We start from the raw sequence: 18625 nt of genomic DNA on the forward strand, positions 1-18625 counted from the left end.
TGATGGAATTCGCATTCTACTTTTCCGCCGGTGTGGCGGTGGCATCGACGGTTGGGGTGGTCACCAACACCAACCCGGTGCATGCCCTGCTCTACCTCATCGTCTCGCTCTTGGCGGTGTCGATGGTATTCTTCGCCCTCGGTGCGCCCTTTGCCGGCGCGCTGGAAATCATCGTCTACGCCGGCGCCATCATGGTGCTGTTCGTCTTCGTGGTGATGATGCTCAACCTCGGCCCGGCTGCCGCCGAGCAGGAGCGCAAGTGGCTGACGCCCGGCATCTGGGTCGGCCCGGCAATTCTCAGCGCGCTGCTGCTCGGCCAGTTGCTCTATGTGCTGCTGAATCATGTCAGCGACGCCCATATCGGCCACACCACGGTCGAAGCCAAGGCTGTCGGCATCAGCCTGTTCGGCCCTTACCTGCTGGCGGTGGAGCTGGCCTCCATGCTGCTGCTCGCCGCACTGGTCGCTGCCTACCACCTGGGCCGCCATGACGCCAAGGAGCCCACCGCATGACTGGAATCCCACTCGAACACGGCCTGGCCCTGGCCGGCGTGCTGTTCTGCATCGGCCTGGTCGGCCTGATGGTGCGACGCAACATCCTGTTCATCCTGATGAGCCTGGAAGTGATGATGAACGCCGCCGCGCTCGCCTTCGTCGTCGCCGGCGCCCGCTGGGGCGCTGCTGACGGCCAGGTGATGTTCATTCTGGTGATCACCCTGGCAGCCGCCGAGGCCAGCATCGGCCTGGCGATCCTGCTGCAGCTGTATCGCCGCTTCAACACCCTGGATATCGACGCTGCCAGCGAGATGCGCGGATGAACCTTCTAGCCCTGACTCTATTCTTCCCGCTGCTCGGCTGGCTGCTGCTGGCCTTCTCGCGCGGACGCTTCTCGGAAAACACCAGCGCCGTAATTGGCGTCGGTTCCATCGGCCTGGCGGCTGCCAGCGCTGCCTGGGTCATCGCTGCCTTTCTCGGCAATCCGCCGGCCGGCGGTGCCTACAGCCTGACCCTGTGGCAGTGGATGAGCGTCGAAGGCCTGGCGCCGAGCTTCACCCTGCATCTGGATGGTCTGTCCGCCACCATGCTCGGCGTGGTCACCGGCGTGGGATTCCTGATCCACCTGTTCGCCAGCTGGTACATGCGCGGCGAGGAAGGCTATTCGCGCTTCTTCGCCTACACCAACCTGTTCATCTTCAGCATGCTGCTGCTGGTGCTCGGCGACAACCTGCTGGTGCTGTTCTTCGGCTGGGAAGGCGTCGGCCTGTGCTCGTACCTGCTGATCGGCTTCTACTACAAGCACGTACCCAACGGTAACGCCGCGCTCAAGGCCTTCATCGTCACCCGCGTCGGCGACGTGTTCCTGATGATCGGCATGTTCCTGCTGTTCATCAACCTCGGCACCCTGAACATTCAGGAGCTGATGGTGCTGGCACCGCAAAAATACGTGGCCGGCGATACCTGGCTGTGGCTCGCCACCCTGATGCTACTGGGCGGCGCGGTGGGTAAATCCGCCCAGTTGCCGCTGCAGACCTGGCTGGCCGACGCCATGGCCGGCCCGACCCCGGTGTCGGCGCTGATCCACGCCGCCACCATGGTCACCGCTGGCGTCTACCTGATCGCCCGTACCCATGGCCTGTTCCTGCTGACCCCGGAGATTCTCGAACTGGTCGGCATCGTCGGTGGCGTGACCCTGGTACTGGCCGGTTTCGCCGCACTGGTGCAAACCGACATCAAGCGCATCCTCGCCTACTCGACCATGAGCCAGATCGGCTACATGTTCCTGGCCCTGGGCGTTGGCGCCTGGGATGCGGCGATCTTCCACCTGATGACCCACGCCTTCTTCAAGGCCCTGCTGTTCCTCGCTTCCGGTGCGGTGATCCACGCCTGCCACCACGAGCAGAACATCTTCAGGATGGGCGGCCTGTGGAAGAAGCTGCCGCTGGCCTATGCCAGCTTCGTCGTCGGCGGTGCCGCCCTGGCCGCTCTGCCGCTGCTGACCGCTGGCTTCTACTCCAAGGACGAAATCCTCTGGGAAGCCTTCGCCAGTGGCCACAGCGAGCTGCTCTACGCAGGCCTGGTCGGTGCCTTCCTGACCTCGATCTACACCTTCCGCCTGATCTTCATCGCCTTCCACGGCGAGCAGAAGACCGAGGCGCACGCCGGTCATGGCATCGCCCACAACCTGCCGCTGCTGGTGCTGATCGTGCTGTCGACCTTCATCGGCGCCTGGATCACCCCGCCGCTGGCCGGCGTGCTGCCACAAAGCGCCGGCCATGCCGGTGGCGAGGCCAAGCACAGCCTGGAGCTGCTGTCGGGGCTGATCGCGGTGAGCGGTATCGTCATCGCCGCCCTGCTCTTCCTCGGCCAGCGCCGCGTCGCCTCTGCCGTGGCGCAGAGCGCGCCGGGTCGCCTGCTGAGCGCCCTGTGGTTCGCCGCCTGGGGCTTCGATTGGCTGTACGACAAGTTGTTCGTACAGCCCTACCTGCTGCTCTGCCGTGTGCTGCAACGCGATCCGATCGACCGTGGCATCCGTGTCATCCCGCTGGCAGCACGGGGCGCCAACGCCCTGCTGGCCACCAGCCAGACCGGCCAGGTGCGCTGGTACGCGGCCTCCATCGCAGGTGGCGCGGTACTGGTACTCGCCGTCATTCTATTTCTGAGCTAAGGAACGCAGCCTGTCATGATTCTGCCCTGGCTAATCCTGATTCCCTTCATCGGCGGCCTGCTGTGCTGGCAAGGCGAGCGCTTCGGCCACGTCCTGCCGCGCTGGATCGCCCTGATCACCATGGGCCTGCTGCTGGGCCTCGGCCTGTGGCTGTGGGCCAGCGGTGATTTCACCCTGGCACCCGCGCCTGGCGGCGAGCCGCGCTGGGCCCACGAGTTCGTCATCGACTGGATCCCGCGCCTGGGTATCACCATCCACCTGGCGATGGACGGCCTGTCGGTGCTGATGGTGGTGCTCACCGGCCTGCTCGGCGTGCTCTCGGTGCTGTGCTCGTGGAACGAGATCCAGAACCGTGTCGGCTTCTTCCACCTCAACCTGATGTGGATTCTTGGTGGCGTGGTCGGCGTGTTCCTCGCCGTCGACCTGTTCCTGTTCTTCTTCTTCTGGGAAATGATGCTGGTGCCGATGTATTTTCTCATCGCGCTCTGGGGTCATAGCGGCAGCGACGGCCGTACCCGCATCACCGCCGCCACCAAGTTCTTCATCTTCACCCAGGCCAGCGGTCTGATCATGCTGGTGTCGATCCTGGCCCTGGTGTTCGTGCACTTCAACCAGACCGGCGTGCTGACCTTCAACTACGCCGACCTGCTGAAGACCGAGCTGGCGCCAGGCACCGAATACCTGCTGATGCTCGGTTTCTTTGTCGCCTTCGCGGTGAAGTTCCCGGTGGTGCCGGTGCACTCCTGGCTGCCGGACGCCCACGCCCAGGCACCGACCGCCGGCTCCGTCGACCTGGCCGGCATTCTGCTGAAGACTGCGGCCTACGGCCTGCTGCGCTTCGCCCTGCCGCTGTTCCCCAACGCCTCGGCGGAGTTCGCGCCCATCGCCCAGTGGCTTGGCGTGTTCGCCATCATCTACGGCGCCCTGCTGTCGTTCGCACAGACCGACATCAAGCGCCTGGTGGCCTACTCCAGCGTCTCGCACATGGGCTTCGTGCTGATTGCCATCTATTCGGGCAGCCAGATCGCCCTGCAAGGTGCGGTGGTGCAGATGGTCGCCCACGGCCTGTCCGCTGCTGCGCTGTTCATCCTCTGCGGCCAGCTCTACGAGCGCGTGCACACCCGTGACCTGCGCCAGATGGGCGGCATCTGGGCGCGTATGCCGTGGCTGCCGGCCATCAGCCTGTTCTTCGCCGCTGCCGCGCTGGGCCTGCCGGGCACCGGCAACTTCGTCGGCGAATTCCTCATCCTGATCGGCAGCTTCCCCGGCGCGCCCTGGATCGTGGTGCTGGCCGCCACCGGCCTGGTGCTCGGCTCGGTGTACGCCCTAGCGATGATCCACCGCGCCTACTTCGGCCCGGTGCAACAGGACGCGCCGCTGCCTGGCCTGAAAGCCCGTGAGCTGGCGATGGTACTCGGCCTCGCGGCCCTGCTGATTCTGCTTGGCGTTTACCCGCAACCGGTGCTCGATACCTCCGCTGCCAGCATGCATGGCGTGCAGCAGTGGATGGCTGGCGCCCTCGATCAACTCGCCTCGGGCCGGTAAGGGTAAGGATTAGAGACTCATGGAACATCACGCTGTCGAATTCACCCTGCAACACCTGATCGCCCTGCTGCCACTGCTGGTGACCAGCCTCACCGCTATCGTGGTGATGCTGGCCATCGCCGCCAAGCGCAATCACGCCCTGACCTTCATCCTCTCGGTGGTGGGCCTGAACCTGGCGCTGCTATCGTTGATTCCGGCACTGGAAGTAGCGCCGCTGGAAGTCACCCCGCTGCTGCTGATCGACACCTTCGCCTGCTACTACATGGCGCTGGTGCTGGCCGCCAGCCTGGCCTGCGTCACGCTGATCCATGCCTACCTGGGCGGCGAGTCCGGCAAGGGCTACCCGGGCAACCGCGAGGAGCTGTACCTGCTGGTGCTGCTCTCCGCCGCGGGCGGCCTGGTGCTGGTCAGCGCCCAGCATCTGGCAGGCCTGTTCATCGGCCTGGAACTGCTGTCGGTGCCGACCTACGGCATGATCGCCTACGCCTTCTTCAACAAGCGCTCGCTGGAAGCCGGCATCAAGTACATGGTGCTGTCGGCCGCAGGCAGCGCCTTCCTGTTGTTTGGCATGGCGCTGCTGTATGCCGAGTCTGGCAACCTGGCCTTCGCTGATATCGGCGCAAGCCTGGCGCGCGAGAGCAGTCAACTGGTGCAGATCGGCATCGGCATGATGCTGATCGGCCTGGCCTTCAAGCTGTCGCTGGTGCCCTTCCACCTGTGGACGCCGGACGTCTACGAAGGCGCCCCGGCGCCGGTGGCGGCCTTCCTCGCCACTGCCAGCAAGGTGGCGGTATTCGCCGTGCTGCTACGCCTGTACCAGATATCCCCGGCCATGAGCGGCGGCTGGCTGAGCGAGCTGCTGACCCTGATCGCCATCGCGTCGATCCTGTTCGGCAATCTGCTGGCGCTGCTGCAGAACAACCTCAAGCGCCTGCTGGGTTACTCGTCCATCGCCCACTTCGGTTACCTGCTGGTGGCATTGGTGGCGAGCAAGGGGCTCGCGGTGGAAGCCGTGGGCGTGTACCTGGCCACCTACGTGCTGACCAGCCTCGGTGCGTTCGGTGTGATCACCCTGATGTCCACGCCCTACAGCGGCCGCGATGCCGATGCGCTGTACGAATACCGTGGCCTGTTCTGGCGCCGCCCGTACCTGACCGCCGTGCTCACGGTGATGATGCTGTCGCTGGCCGGCATTCCGCTGACCGCAGGCTTTATCGGCAAGTTCTACGTGATCGCTGCCGGCGTCGAGGCGCAACTGTGGTGGCTGCTCGGCGCCATGGTGCTGGGCAGTGCCATCGGCGTGTTCTATTACCTGCGGGTGATGGTCACGCTGTTCATGCGCGAACCCAATATGCATCGCCACGATGCGCCCTTCGACTGGGGTCAGCGTGCCGGCGGCATCATGCTGCTGGTGGTCGCCCTGCTCGCCTTCTTCCTCGGCGTGTACCCGCAGCCGTTGCTGGAACTGGTGCAGCAGGCAGGACTGGTCGCCCTGGCGCAGTAAGCGAAGCCCCGCAATCGGGTAGGAGGCGGGGTCACCCCCGCCGTCCTCCCACACCACCGTACGTACGGTTCCGTATACGGCGGTTCCTGCCTACTGACAAACAGCATCAGTGAGCTTGGTTCCGTTGATGTGTCGCCTGCGGTAGCTAAGCGCCCAGACCGACCCTCGGAGTTTCCGACTCCTACCTCCTGATGGTCTCGACCACCGCTGCTCACGGCGTTTCTGCTTTACGCTCCAACAGAGAGCACACCTGACTATCCACTCATGACAGGTTCAGCCCTTCATCGCTCCGGTTTCCAGCAACTACTACGGCCTCTGCTGACTTCTGTTCGCCCATCCCGTCACCTCTCGGGGCCGGTAGCACATGGCAGGCCAAACAGATCTCCCAGGGTAATTCGCGCGACCTTCCTGCTTATGCCTGTCGGATTTACGTCGTAGCGTTCCGTGCAAGTATCGGGCTTTGGCAATCGTTGCTACCTCACCCCGCTACGCCGCCTCTATCCGCTTCCTGTTCGTCAGGCCAGCATTTTGCCTCGGGCTTCCTTCAGATTCGCAGTCGCCCGCGACACCCTTGCCTCTGGCTAACACTTCCCCTTGCCGGGTGTGTAGAGGACTTTCACCTCCAAGTCGTCCAGTCCACCACCACAGTGAACCGAACAGCGCCAGTCACGGCGCTACGCGCCATGCCTGGCGCAGTAAACGAACAGCCCCCGCAAATGCGGGGGCTTTCTTTCTTTTAAGGGTCGCGGCTAAAGCCCCTCCCACAGATCGCAGTGAAGACTGTGGGAGGGGCTTCAGCCGCGACAGACCTGCCCCGGATTGCATCCGGGCTACCGCCGAGCTACCAGAAACAGACGCGGAAACGGCAGCAACAGCCGACCATCGGTCTGCGCCGGATAGGCCTCGGCAATCGCCGCCTGATAGCGTTGCAGAAATGCGACCTGCTGCTCGGCCTCCAGCGGTTGCAAAAACGGCAGTAACGCCGTGGATTTGAACCACTCCACCACCGCTGCGGCATTCTCCAATACGTGGAAGTAAGTGGTACGCCAGATATCCAGCTCACGGGCGTGGGCAGCAAGCATGTCGTAATAGGTTTGCGCGTCATGCCGCTCGGCATGGCGCACCTCGCCGATCTGCGCTGCCCATGGTCCATCTGCCGCCACCTCACGAGCCAGGCGATGCGCAGGTTCCTGCAGGTTGTCCGGGGTCTGGATCGCCAACCAGCCACCGGGCGCCAGTTGCGCGAGCAATCTCGGATACAGCCGAGCATGGTCCGGCAACCACTGCAGCGAGGCATTGGCCAGGATCAGTTGCGGCGCGTGCTCGGCCTGCCAGTGCTGGATATCCATCAGTTGAAAGGTCACCTGGGGCAGCCGCTCACGCGCTGCGCGCAGCATGTCTGCGCTGCTGTCGATAGCGATCACCCGTGCCCCGGGCACATGCGCCTGCAACACGGCAGTGGAGTTGCCGGGGCCACAGCCGAGATCGACGGCCAACTCGATACCGTCGCGCGGTACCGCTGCCAGCACGTCATGGACCGGGCGAGTGCGCTGGCGTTCGAACAGGGAATATTGTCGGGCAGACCAACTCATCGGCACCTCCGCAGCACAATCGACTGGCGCAGAGTAACAGGTGACAAGAAACTCGGCACATCAGCAATTTTCCGCCGCATGGACACGCACACCTGGCGGTTTTTCGCCATGCATTGTGCGCCACTTCACAGTGCTTTTCTCAGCCCTGAAAGCCTGGCGGGAATTCGCCATACTGGCACAAGCCTTGCGGTAACAAGGCACGCTCTAAACTGTCGACGCGGCTGCCCATAGCCCTCCAGCAGAACAGTGGAGCAACCAACACGAGGCACCCACGGGTGTCGCAACCGACAAGAAGAAAAGGAAGCAGTATGTTCAATCCAGTCCGCGCCCTGGCCGCCTGCGCCTTGGCGTTAGCCTCTTTCGGTGCCACCACGGCACTGGCCGATGAACCTATCCTGATCAAATTCTCCCACGTCGTCGCCGATGCCACGCCCAAGGGCCAGGGCGCACTGCTGTTCAAGCAGCTGGTCGAGGAACGTCTGGCCGGCAAGGTGAAGGTCGAGGTCTACCCGAACTCCAGCCTCTTTGGCGACGCCAATGAGCTGGAAGCCCTGCGCAAAAACGATGTTCAGTTGCTGGCACCGTCTCTGGCAAAGTTCGAGCAGTACACCAAGCAACTGCAGGTGTTCGACCTGCCGTTCCTGTTCGATGACCTGGATGCGGTCAACCGCTTCCAGAAACGCGCCAAGGGCCGCCAGCTGCTGCGCTCGATGGAAGACCACAACATCGTTGGTCTGGCTTACTGGCATAACGGCATGAAGCAGCTTTCCGCTACCCGCGCGCTGAACATGCCTGGCGATGCCAATGGTCTGAGCTTCCGTATTCAGCCGTCGGCGGTACTGGAGACACAATTCGCCCAGGTAGGCGCAAATAGTCAGAAACTACCGTTCTCGGAAGTCTTCAAAGCGCTACAGAATGGCCAGGTACAGGGGGCGGAAAACCCCTGGTCGAACATCTATAGCCAGAAGCTGCATGAAGTGCAGCCCTTCATCAGCGAAACCAACCATGGCGTGCTGGACTACATGCTGGTGAGCAATTCGCGCTTCTGGTACGGCATCCCGCATCAGACCCGGATGGAGCTGGAAGCCATCATCGACGAGGTCACCTACGTGGTGAACAAACAGGCCGAGGCCGCCAACCAGGCCGACCGCCAGCGCATCGTGGATTCTGGTCGCAGCCAGGTCATCAACCTGACCGCCGAGCAGCGCCAGGCCTGGCGCGATGCGATGCGTCCGGTATGGGAACAGTTCCAAGGGCAGATTGGCAGTGACGTGATCAAGGCGGCGCAGACGGTGAACCGCAAGCATCGCGAATGACTCACAGCCGGCATGGCGGTTTTCCGCCACGCCGACTGCTTACTTCCTTCACCTACTGGGGCGCCTGCTGCTGTAGTCGCTCCACCTGCCAGCCGCCACCGAGAGCAGCGATCAGCTGCACACTGGCAGTCAGCCGGCTACCCAGTAGCGTGAGATTGGTGCGTTCGTTGTTCAGCGCGGTGGCCTGTACGGTAACCACGCTGTTGTAGTCGACGGTACCGGCGCGGTACTGGTTCTCGATCAGCCGCAGCGACTCGCGCGCCGCATCCAGCGCCTCCTGCTGCACTCCGCTCTCCTGCTCCAGCACGCGCAACTGCACCAGGTAATCCTCCACTTCGCGGAAGCTGTCCAGCACGGCCTGGCGGTATTGCGCCACGGTCTGGTCATAGACGGCTTCGCTACGTTCCAGCTCCGCACGCCGCGCGCCGCCGTCGAACAGGCTCAAGGCCAGTTGCGGGCCCAGCGACCAGAAACGATTGGGCACTTCGATCCAGTCGGCGAAGCTGCTGCCGCGATACCCCCCGCTGGCCGAGATCGTCAGATCGGGGAACCACGCAGCCTCGGCTACGCCTATCTGCGCGTTGGCCGCCATCACCCGGCGCTCGGCGGCGGCAACGTCAGGGCGGCGCTCGAGCAGCTGCGAAGGCAGCGCCACGGGCACCTCGGGCAGCGTCGGCAGGCTTTCGCGCGGTGCGATGGACAGTTCGGCCGGGCTGACGCCGACCAACACGGCAATGGCGTGTTCGAGCTGCGCCCGTTGCCACTCGAGATCGATTGCCTGCGCCTGGGTGCTCTTGAGCTGCGTGGTGGCCTGGGACACATCTGACCTGGGCACGATGCCGGCGCGGTACTGGTTCTCGGTCAGGCGCAGCGAGCGTGCGTAAGCGGCCACCGTGGCGTCGAGCAGGCGCTTCTGTTCGTCGAGGATGCGCAGTTGCAAATAGTTCTGCACCAACTCGCTCTGCAGGCTCAGGCGCGCAGCGGCAAGGTCGGCGGCGCTGGCCTCGAATTCGGCGCGGCTGGCCTCCAGGCCCCGGCGCAGCTTGCCCCAGAGATCCAGCTCCCAGGCTGCATTGAGGCTGAGGTCATAACTCTTGGAAATGCTTGACGCTCCAGAACCGCTGACGGTGACGCCATCGGCGGTACGGATGGTGCTGTCACCGCCACCCTGCCCGACCCGAGTCACCCCGGCGCTGCCGGACAGCGTTGGATAGAAGCTGGCCCGTGCGCCGCGCACCAGCGCCCTTGCCTGGCGGTACTGGGCCTCGGCGGCGGCCAGGTTCTGATTGGACAGTTGCAGGCGCTCGGCCAGCGCATTGAGCTCGGTGTCGCCGTACAGCGCCCACCAGTTGCCACGCTCCAGAACATCTGCCGGCGCGGCGGCTTTCCAGCCCTCGACCTGTTTGAACTGCACGGGCGCCATCAGCTCGGGGCGTTGATAGTCAGGCCCCAGGGCGCAGCCGCCCAGCACACCGAGCAGCACGAACAGACTGTAGGAGCGAGCTCTGCTCGCGAATGGGTTGTATCGAGGCTCTTCGCGAGCAGAGCTCGCTCCTAGCGGAACGGTATGCATGGTCATAACGGATTTTCCAACGAAGCATCGGTGCGCACGCCACGCCAGCGGTTGACGCGATGGCGCAGGCGGTCGAAGTAGAGGTAGACCACCGGAGTGGTGTAGAGGGTCAGCATCTGGCTCAGCACCAGACCACCGACGATGGTGATACCCAGTGGCTGGCGCATCTCCGAACCTTCGGCACTGCCCAGCACCAGCGGCAAGGCGCCAAGGATCGCAGCCAGGGTGGTCATCATGATCGGTCGGAACCGCAGCAGGCACGCCTGGCGGATGGACTCCTGCGGACTCAGGCGCTCACCACGCTCCAGTTGCAGGGCCAGATCGACCATCAGAATGGCGTTCTTCTTGACGATACCGATCAGCAGGAACAGACCCAGCAAGGAGATCAGACTGAACTCCATGCCTACCAGTTGCAGCGCCAGCAAGGCGCCAACCCCGGCCGACGGCAAGGTCGAGAGGATGGTCAACGGATGCACGTAGCTCTCGTAGAGCACGCCCAACACGATATACACCACCACCAGTGCCAGCAGGATCATCAGCGGTTGATTGCCCTGGGTCTGCTGGAAGGCCGCGCCAGTGCCGCCCAGCATGCCCTGCACTTCGGTGGGCAGGCCGACCCGCGCCACGGCATTGTCGATGGCGCGGCTGGCCTGATCCAGGCTGACCCCTTCGGCCAGGGAGAAGCCGATGTTCTCGGCGGCGAACTGGCCCTGGTGGTTGACCCGGTCCTCTTCCAGGCTGCGTTCCCAGTGGGCGAAGGTGGACAGCGGCACCCGTGCGCCATCGGCGGTGATCAGCTGAATCTGGTCCAGCGCCTCGGGATGTTGGGCATAGAGCGGGTTGATTTCCATCACCACGCTGTACTGGTTCAGCGCTTCGTAGATGGTGGAAACCTGGCGCTGACTGAAGGCGTTGTTGAGCACCGCGGTGATCATGCTCATCTCCACGCCCAGGCGCTGCGCGGCTTCGCGATCCACCACCAGGCGAATCTGCTGGGCACCACTGTTCTCGCGGGCGTCGATATCGGTCAGTTCGGGCAACGCGCGCAGCGCTTCACGCACCTTGGGTAGCCACTCACGCAGGGCATCGAGGTCGCCCGAGAGCAGCATGTACTCGTTCTCCGAACTGCGCCCCTCGCGCCCGCCAATCTGCAGGTCCTGGTCCGGCATGAGGAACATGCGCCCACCGGGCACCTTCGGCACGCTGGCGCGCAGGCGGTTGATCACCTGTTGCGATGACACGCTGCGCTCGCTGATGGGCTTCAGGCGCACGATCATGAAGGCGTTGTTGATGCCGCCGGCACCGCCGATGAAGCCAGCGACGCTGTCCACCGCCGGATCGGCCAGCACCGCCCTGCGGAAAATCTCCATCTTCGGCTGCATGACCTGGAACGACAGGCCATCGTCGCCGCGGATAAAACCGATCAGTTGGCCGGTGTCCTGCTGCGGCATGAAGGTCTTCGGAATGCTGACGAACAGGTAGACGTTCAGCGCGATGGTCGCCAGCAGGCTGATGACCATCAGCAACGAATGGCGCAGTGCCCAGTCCAGCGAACGCCCGTAGATAGCCAAAACCCGCGTCTGCAGGCGGTCGCCCCATTGCTGCAGGCGGCCGCGTGGTTGTTCGTCCTCGGCCTTGAGCCAGCGCGCGCAGAGCATCGGCGTCAGGGTCAACGACACCAGCAGGGAAATCACCACCGCCACGGCCAGGGTGATGGAGAACTCACGGAACAGCCGCTCGACGATGCCACCCATGAACAGGATGGAGATGAACACCGCTACCAGCGACAGGTTCATCGACAGCAGGGTGAAGCCTACCTCGCGCGTGCCTTTGAACGCCGCCGCCATCGGCTTCTCGCCGTTATGGATGTGCCGGGCGATGTTCTCCAGCACCACGATGGCATCGTCCACCACCAGCCCGGTGGCGATGATCAGCGCCATCAGCGACAGGTTGTTCAGCGAGAACCCCAGCAGGTACATGGCGGCGAAACTGCCGATCAGCGACACCGGCACCGCCAGCGCCGGAATCAGCGCTGCGCGCCAACGCCCGAGAAACGCCAGCACCACGAGGATCACCAGGCCCACGGCGATCAGCAGCGTCTGCTCGGCCTCGTGCAGGGTGGCGCGGATTACCGGCGAGCGATCCATCGCCACTTCCAGCTCGACACTGGCTGGAATCACCTCGCGCAGCGCCGGCAGCTCGGCGCGGATGTCGCTGATGGTCTGCAGGATGTTCGCCCCGCTCTGCCGGTTGATAACCAGCAGCACCGCTTCCTTGTCGTTGTAGAAACCGCTGTTGTAGCGGTCTTCGACGCCATCGGTAACCGTGGCCACGTCGCCCAGGCGCACGGCAGCGCCGTCCTGGTAGCGGATGATCATCGGCAGGTAATCGGCGGCCTTGGCCAACTGGTCACTGGCCTGCACCTGCCAGCGGCGCTGCTCGTCCTCGACCGCGCCCTTGGGACGCAGGGCATTGCTCGCGGCGATGGTCTGGCGCACTTCGTCCAGCGCAATGCCATAGTGATCGAGCAGGCGCGGCTCCAGCGACACCCGCACAGCTGGCAACGAGCTGCCGCCGACCTGCACCTCACCCACGCCACCAACCTGGGACAGTTTCTGCGCCAGGATGGTCGAGGCCACGTCGTACAGCTGGCCCTTGTTCAGCGTGGCACTGGTCAGCGACAGCACCATGATCGGTGCCTGCGATGGATTGATCTTGCGGTAGCTGGGCATGCTGCGCATGCCGCTGGGCAGCAGTTCGCGCGCCGCATTGATCGCCGCCTGGACCTCGCGCGCGGCGGTGTTGATGTCCTTGTCCAGGTCGAACTGGATCATGATCCGCGTGCTGCCCTGGCTGCTGCGGCTATTCATCTGGCTGACCCCGGCGATCGAGCCGAGCGAGCGCTCCAGCGGCGTGGCCACGGTCGAGGCCATGATCTGCGGGCTGGCCCCAGGTAGGCTGGCCTGCACGGTGATGGTGGGGAAATCCATCTGTGGCAGCGGCGCCACCGGCAGCAGGCCGAAGCTGACGCCGCCGAGCAGCATGATCGCCAGGCTCAGCAGCAGCGTGGCCACCGGACGGCGGATAAAGGGGGCGGAGAGGTTCATGCGCGATTGCCCTGCTCCCTCTCCCATTTATTGGGGGCACGCCTAGTGGAGAGGGTTGGGGAGAGGGCCGATGGCACAGCACGACACCCGCCCTCTCCCCCGGCCCCTCTCCCGCAAGCGGGAGAGGGGAGGAAAAGCCACACACCAGTCATACCGCCACCCCCGCCGCACTGCGCCCACTAAAGCGGCGCGACAGGCGATCGAAGTACAGATAGATCACAGGTGTGGTGAACAGCGTCAGCACCTGGCTGACCAGCAGGCCGCCGACCATCACCAGCCCCAGCGGCTGGCGCAGCTCGGCGCCGGAGCCCGAGGCGAGCATCAGCGGAATGGCACCGAACAGCGCCGCCAGGGTGGTCATCAGAATCGGCCGAAAGCGCAGTAACGCCGCCTGGTAGATCGCCGCCTCGGGCGCCATGCCCTGGTTGCGCTCAGCCTCGAGGGCGAAGTCGATCATCATGATCGCGTTCTTCTTGACGATACCGATCAGCAGGATGATGCCGATGATGGCGATCAGCCCCAGGTCGTTACCCGTCAGCAGCAGCGCCAGCAGCGCACCAACGCCCGCCGACGGCAGCGTGGAAAGAATGGTGATCGGGTGGATATAGCTCTCGTAGAGCACGCCCAGCACGATGTACATGGTGACGATGGCCGCCAGAATCAGCAGCAAGGTCGACGACAACGACGCACGGAACGCCTCCGCAGCGCCCTGGAACTGGGTGTTGATGCCGCCCGGCAGGCCGATTTCCTGCTCGACCCGCTCGATCACCGCCACTGCCTCGCCCAGCGACACGCCAGGCGCCAGATTGAATGACAGGGTCACCGCCGGGAACTGGCCGATATGGTTGACCAGCAGGCTGGCCGGACGCTCCTCGACATGCGCCAGGGACGACAACGGCACCTGCTGGCCGTCGCCGGTGGCCACGTGAATCTGACGCAGCGCGGCCAGGCCGATACGCCCGCCATCGCGGCTCTCCAGCACCACGCGGTACTGACTGGCCTGGGTGTAGATGGTGCTGATCTGGCGCTGGCCGAAAGCGTCGTACAAGGCATCGTCGATAGTGCCGACGTTAATGCCAAGGCGCGCCGCGGCGTCGCGGTCGATATCCAGAAACACCTGCAAGCCGCGGTTCTGCAGGTCGCTGGCCACGTCAGTCAGCTCCGGCTGCTCGCGCAGCGCCTCGACCAGACGCGGCGTCCAGGTTTCCAGCAGCGCGCTGTCGGGCGACTCCAGGGTGAACTGGAACTGGGTGCGGCTGATGCGATCTTCGATGGTCAGGTCCTGCACCGGCTGCATGAACAGCTCGATCCCGGGAACCTTCGCCAGCTCAGGACGCAGACGTTCGATTACCTCACTGGCGGTGACGTCGCGCTCGGCGTGGGTTTTCAGGTTGATCAGCAGACGGCCGCTGTTGAGCGTCGGATTGTCGCCATCCACGCCAATCGACGAGGACAGGCTGGCCACCGCCGGATCACGCAGGATGACATCCGCCAGGCGCTGCTGACGCTCGCTCATGGCGGCAAAGGAGATCGACTGCGGCGCCTCGGAAATACCCTGGATCACGCCGGTGTCCTGCACCGGGAAGAAGCCCTTGGGCACCGCCATATACAACAGCACGGTCAGGCCCAGGGTCGCCACGGCCACCAGCAGGGTCAGCGGCTGATGCCTGAGCACCCACTGCAGCCAGACGCCATAGCGTTCGATCATGGCGTCGATGGCGCCACCGGCGACGCGATAGAAGCGCCCTTCCTGCTCGGGTTTCTCGGCCTTGAGCAAGCGCGCGCACATCATCGGCGTGAGGGTCAGCGACACCACCAGGGAAATCAGGATGGCCACGGCCAGGGTGATGGCGAACTCGCGGAACAGCCGGCCGACCACATCGGCCATGAACAGCAGCGGGATCAGTACGGCAATCAGCGACAGGGTCAGCGAGACCAGGGTGAAGCCGATCTGCCGGGCACCCTTGAGTGCGGCGTTGAGCGGCGTCTCGCCCTCCTCCAGATGGCGGGCGATGTTCTCCAGCATGACGATGGCGTCGTCGACCACGAAACCGGTGGCGATGGTCAGCGCCATCAGCGTCAGGTTGTTGATGGTGAAACCGGCCAGGTACATCACGCCGAAGGTGCCGATCAGCGACAGCGGCACGACGATCGACGGGATGATGGTCGCCGACAGCTTGCGCAGGAACAGGAAGGTCACCATCACCACCAGGGCAATGGCCAGCAGCAGTTCGTGCTGCACATCGCGCACCGCAGCACGGATGGTCTGGGTGCGGTCGGTGAGCACCTTGACCTCGACGCTGGCCGGCAGGCCCTCGGTCAGGTGCGGCAGCAGGGTCTGGATGCGGTCGACCACATCGATGACGTTGGCACCAGGCTGACGCTGCACGTTGACCAGTACCGCCTGGTTGCGGTTGGCCCAGGCCGCCAGGCGCTCGTTTTCGGCGCCGTCGATGATCTCGGCGACATCCTTCAGGCGCAGCGCGGCACCATTCTGATAACTGAGGATCAGCTCGCGATATTCCTCGACCGACTTCAGCTGGTCGTTGGCATCGAGCTGGGAAACCCGCGTAGGCCCGTCGAAGTTGCCCTTGGGCTGGTTGACGTTGCTGGCGGTGATCAGGCTACGCACGTCGGCCAGGCTCAGGCCGTAGGACGCCAGCGCCTCCGGGTTGACGCGGATACGCACGGCCGGGCGTTGCCCGCCGGCCAGGGTCACCAGGCCGACACCGCTGGTTTGCGCGAGCTTTTGCGCCAGGCGGGTATCGACCAGGTCGTTGACCTGCGGCAGCGGCATTGTCTTTGAACTCACCGCCAGGGTCAGCACCGGCGTATCGGCCGGGTTGACCTTGTTGTACACCGGCGGCGCCGGCAGATCGCCAGGCAGCAGATTGCTCGCCGCGTTGATCGCCGCCTGCACCTCCTGCTCGGCCACCGCCAGGGAAACATCCAGATTGAAGCGCAAGGTGATCACCGAGGCACCACCAGAGCTGGTCGAGGACATCTGTTTGAGCCCGGCCATCTGCCCGAACTGGCGCTCCAGCGGCGCGGTCACGGCGCTGGTCATCACATCCGGGCTGGCGCCTGGATAGAGGGTCAACACGCGAATGGTCGGGTAATCCACCTCCGGCAGCGCCGACACCGGTAGCAGTCGGTAGGCGATCAGGCCGCTGAGGAAGATCGCCACCATCAACAGCGTGGTAGCGACCGGCCGCAGGATGAATGGGCGGGAGATGTTCATGCGTCATTCCGCGCCGCGGTCCGACCAGGCTCACGCAGCCCTTCGCTCTTGGATTCCTGCACGGCAGTGGGCTCGACCACCTCCACTTCGCTACCGTCCCGCAGACGATCGGTGCCCTCCAGCACCAGCCGCTCACCCTGCTGCACGCCCTCGTTGACCATGCTGCGTTCAGCGTCGCTGGCGGCGATGGTGACCGGGCGGATGCTCACCTTGTTATCGTCACCCACGACATAGACGAAGGTGCCCTGGGTGCCGAACTGCACCGCAGCGGACGGAATGATGGTGGCGGCCTCACGGGTTTCCACGCGCAGACGCACGTTGACGAACTGATTGGGGAAGAGCATCTGCTCGGCGTTGTCGAAGCGCGCCTTGAGCTTGACCGTACCGGTGGTGGTGTCGATCTGGTTATCCAGGCTTTCCAGCACGCCCTCAGCCAATTTCAGGCGTTCGCCACGGTCCCAGGCCTCGACGGCCAGGATCGTGCCGTCGCGGCGGCGCTGCAGCACGGCTGGCAGATCGCCCTCGGGGATGGTGAAGATCACCGCAATCGGATCGGCCTGGGTGATTACCACCAAAGGCGTGGTATCACCGCTGCTGACCAGGTTGCCGATATCCAGCTGACGCAGACCGAGGCGACCGTCGATGGGCGCGCGAATCTGGGTGAAGTCGAGGTTGAGCTTGGCCGTGGCGACATCTGCCTGGTTGCTCTGCAGACTGCCACGGTACTGATTGACCAGCGCCTGCTGGGTGTCCAGGGTCTGTTTGGCGATGCTGTCTTCGTCGTACAGCCCCTTGTATCGCTGCAGGTCCAGTTCGGCGTTCTTCAGTTGCGCCTGGTTTTCCTGCAGCGCCCCCTGCGCCTGCTGCAAGGCCACCTGATAAGGACGTGGATCGATCACCGCCAGCAGGTCGCCGGCCTTGACCTGCTGGCCCTCCTCGAACAGCACCTTGACCAGTTCACCGTCGACTCGCGAGCGTACGTTGACCGTGTTGTAGGAAGTTACCGTGCCAAGCGCCTTGAGCTCGATGGCGAACTCACCCTGCTTGACCTCGGCCACGCGCACCGGCACCGGCCCCATGTCACCGAAACGGCCACGGCCCATCTGCTGGCTTTCTGGCTTGCTCGGCCAGAACCACCACAGCAGCAGAAGCAGCACGGCGAGCAACGTCAGGCCAATCAGCCATTGACGGGAGGAATTCGATGGAGACGGGGAAGCATTCGACATGGCAGGCGCAATATCACTTTTAAGGGGAGTCGGCACGATAAGCACTGGCCCGCGTCAAGCAAAGCCCATTTACCCGCTTTTTACGCTGCCCTTACGTTACTAACTGTTTGACTCCGCGAAAAAATCTGCATTGGGCAAGGGACTGTCGACGTGCTCAGAACGTTCGCCTTGGTGCACAAATAAAAACGGCCTGCAAAGCAGGCCGTTACATCGAACCAGCTGCGAGTTACTTCAGCGCGGCCAGGGCAGCTGCGTAATTCGGCTCATCAGCGATTTCGCCAACCAGCTCGCTGTGCAGCACCTTGTCGTTTTCATCCAGCACTACCACGGCGCGCGCGGCCAGGCCGGTCAGCGGGCCGCTGGCAATGGCCACACCGTAGTTCTTGAGGAAGTCGGCGCCACGCAGGGTGGACAGATTGACCACGTTTTCCAGACCTTCAGCACCACAGAAGCGTGCCTGGGCGAACGGCAGATCCGCGGAGATGCACAGCACCACGGTGTTGTTCAGTTGACCGGCTTCAGCGTTGAACTTGCGCACGGAAGTGGCGCAGGTCGGCGTGTCGACGCTGGGGAAGATGTTCAGCACCTTGCGCTTGCCGGCCAGGCTGGCCAGGGTGACGTCGCTCAGGTCGCCCGCGACCAGGCTGAACGCCGGCGCCTGTTGACCAGCCTGCGGCAGTTGACCATCGACCTGTACCGGATTGCCTTTGAGAGTGACTTGCGCCATGGGAGTTTCCTTATCGTCAGGGAGTTGAAGGGCAAATATGTGACACGGGCTTCGCCACAGCGAATAACCCGTCGAATGGCAGGTCACGGCCCGACCATGCGTCCAGACTAGCGCAGAAGCGACGCCGATA

12 protein-coding genes are annotated in these 18625 nt (G+C 64.1%); 6 read left to right on the plus strand and 6 right to left on the minus strand.

What is annotated here, in order from left to right:
• The first annotated feature begins 2 nt into the window (after window positions 1–2).
• From nuoJ to nuoN, 5 genes are read left to right on the plus strand one after another with little or no spacing between them, the layout of a single operon-like run.
• The gene (nuoJ, locus tag PSOLE_RS05810) at window positions 3–512 is read left to right on the plus strand and encodes an NADH-quinone oxidoreductase subunit J (protein ID WP_074858442.1); all 510 of its coding nucleotides are present in this window, start codon (window positions 3–5) and stop codon (window positions 510–512) included.
• Window positions 509–817, plus strand: a complete 309-nt coding sequence (nuoK, locus tag PSOLE_RS05815; RefSeq protein WP_003460477.1) for an NADH-quinone oxidoreductase subunit NuoK — start codon at window positions 509–511, stop codon at window positions 815–817. The genes nuoJ and nuoK overlap by 4 nt, the downstream gene beginning before the upstream one ends.
• Entirely contained in the window at window positions 814–2664 is a 1851-nt protein-coding gene (gene nuoL / locus PSOLE_RS05820; RefSeq protein WP_003460479.1) for an NADH-quinone oxidoreductase subunit L, read from the plus strand. The genes nuoK and nuoL overlap by 4 nt, the downstream gene beginning before the upstream one ends.
• Window positions 2665–2679: 15 nt before the next feature.
• Entirely contained in the window at window positions 2680–4209 is a 1530-nt protein-coding gene (nuoM, locus tag PSOLE_RS05825) for an NADH-quinone oxidoreductase subunit M (RefSeq protein WP_074858445.1), read from the plus strand.
• A gap of 19 nt (window positions 4210–4228) precedes the next feature.
• Window positions 4229–5713, plus strand: coding sequence for an NADH-quinone oxidoreductase subunit NuoN (gene nuoN / locus PSOLE_RS05830; protein WP_074858448.1), 1485 nt, complete (start codon window positions 4229–4231; stop codon window positions 5711–5713).
• Window positions 5714–6543: 830 nt separating this feature from the next.
• Here nuoN and tam read toward each other — a convergent pair.
• Window positions 6544–7305, minus strand: a complete 762-nt coding sequence (gene tam / locus PSOLE_RS05840; RefSeq protein ID WP_074860535.1) for a trans-aconitate 2-methyltransferase — start codon at window positions 7303–7305, stop codon at window positions 6544–6546.
• Between the two features lie 308 nt (window positions 7306–7613).
• Here tam and PSOLE_RS05845 point away from each other — a divergent pair, with 308 nt between their 5' ends.
• Entirely contained in the window at window positions 7614–8621 is a 1008-nt protein-coding gene (locus tag PSOLE_RS05845) for a TRAP transporter substrate-binding protein (RefSeq protein ID WP_074860532.1), read from the plus strand.
• A gap of 52 nt (window positions 8622–8673) precedes the next feature.
• Here the strand turns inward: PSOLE_RS05845 and PSOLE_RS05850 are convergent, their stop codons facing one another.
• The 5 genes from PSOLE_RS05850 to tpx form a co-directional block, all read right to left on the minus strand.
• On the minus strand, window positions 8674–10200 hold the full coding sequence (locus PSOLE_RS05850) for an efflux transporter outer membrane subunit (RefSeq protein ID WP_083393760.1): 1527 nt from the start codon (window positions 10198–10200) through the stop codon (window positions 8674–8676).
• The gene (locus PSOLE_RS05855) at window positions 10197–13301 is read right to left on the minus strand and encodes a multidrug efflux RND transporter permease subunit (protein ID WP_074860530.1); all 3105 of its coding nucleotides are present in this window, start codon (window positions 13299–13301) and stop codon (window positions 10197–10199) included. The genes PSOLE_RS05850 and PSOLE_RS05855 overlap by 4 nt, the downstream gene beginning before the upstream one ends.
• 148 nt (window positions 13302–13449) lie before the next feature.
• A complete protein-coding gene (locus tag PSOLE_RS05860; RefSeq protein WP_074860528.1) occupies window positions 13450–16542 on the minus strand; it encodes an MdtB/MuxB family multidrug efflux RND transporter permease subunit in 3093 nt (1030 codons plus the stop codon).
• The gene (locus tag PSOLE_RS05865) at window positions 16539–17768 is read right to left on the minus strand and encodes an MdtA/MuxA family multidrug efflux RND transporter periplasmic adaptor subunit (protein WP_074860526.1); all 1230 of its coding nucleotides are present in this window, start codon (window positions 17766–17768) and stop codon (window positions 16539–16541) included. Before PSOLE_RS05865 ends, PSOLE_RS05860 begins: the two co-directional genes overlap by 4 nt.
• A gap of 226 nt (window positions 17769–17994) precedes the next feature.
• Entirely contained in the window at window positions 17995–18495 is a 501-nt protein-coding gene (gene tpx, locus PSOLE_RS05870; RefSeq protein ID WP_074860525.1) for a thiol peroxidase, read from the minus strand.
• Window positions 18496–18625: the final 130 nt, after the last annotated feature.

The organism is Pseudomonas oleovorans subsp. oleovorans (genome assembly GCF_002197815.1).
GTDB classification, from domain to species: domain Bacteria; phylum Pseudomonadota; class Gammaproteobacteria; order Pseudomonadales; family Pseudomonadaceae; genus Aquipseudomonas; species Aquipseudomonas oleovorans.

Coding starts and splice junctions, on each gene's coding strand:
- PSOLE_RS05860 (WP_074860528.1), bottom strand. CDS start 16,542: ATGAACATCTCCCGCCCATTCATCCTGCGGCCGGTCGCTACCACGCTG.
- nuoJ (WP_074858442.1), top strand. CDS start 3: ATGGAATTCGCATTCTACTTTTCCGCCGGTGTGGCGGTGGCATCGACG.
- PSOLE_RS05845 (WP_074860532.1), top strand. CDS start 7,614: ATGTTCAATCCAGTCCGCGCCCTGGCCGCCTGCGCCTTGGCGTTAGCC.
- PSOLE_RS05850 (WP_083393760.1), bottom strand. CDS start 10,200: ATGACCATGCATACCGTTCCGCTAGGAGCGAGCTCTGCTCGCGAAGAG.
- nuoL (WP_003460479.1), top strand. CDS start 814: ATGAACCTTCTAGCCCTGACTCTATTCTTCCCGCTGCTCGGCTGGCTG.
- nuoN (WP_074858448.1), top strand. CDS start 4,229: ATGGAACATCACGCTGTCGAATTCACCCTGCAACACCTGATCGCCCTG.
- tpx (WP_074860525.1), bottom strand. CDS start 18,495: ATGGCGCAAGTCACTCTCAAAGGCAATCCGGTACAGGTCGATGGTCAA.
- PSOLE_RS05865 (WP_074860526.1), bottom strand. CDS start 17,768: ATGTCGAATGCTTCCCCGTCTCCATCGAATTCCTCCCGTCAATGGCTG.
- nuoK (WP_003460477.1), top strand. CDS start 509: ATGACTGGAATCCCACTCGAACACGGCCTGGCCCTGGCCGGCGTGCTG.
- PSOLE_RS05855 (WP_074860530.1), bottom strand. CDS start 13,301: ATGAACCTCTCCGCCCCCTTTATCCGCCGTCCGGTGGCCACGCTGCTG.
- tam (WP_074860535.1), bottom strand. CDS start 7,305: ATGAGTTGGTCTGCCCGACAATATTCCCTGTTCGAACGCCAGCGCACT.
- nuoM (WP_074858445.1), top strand. CDS start 2,680: ATGATTCTGCCCTGGCTAATCCTGATTCCCTTCATCGGCGGCCTGCTG.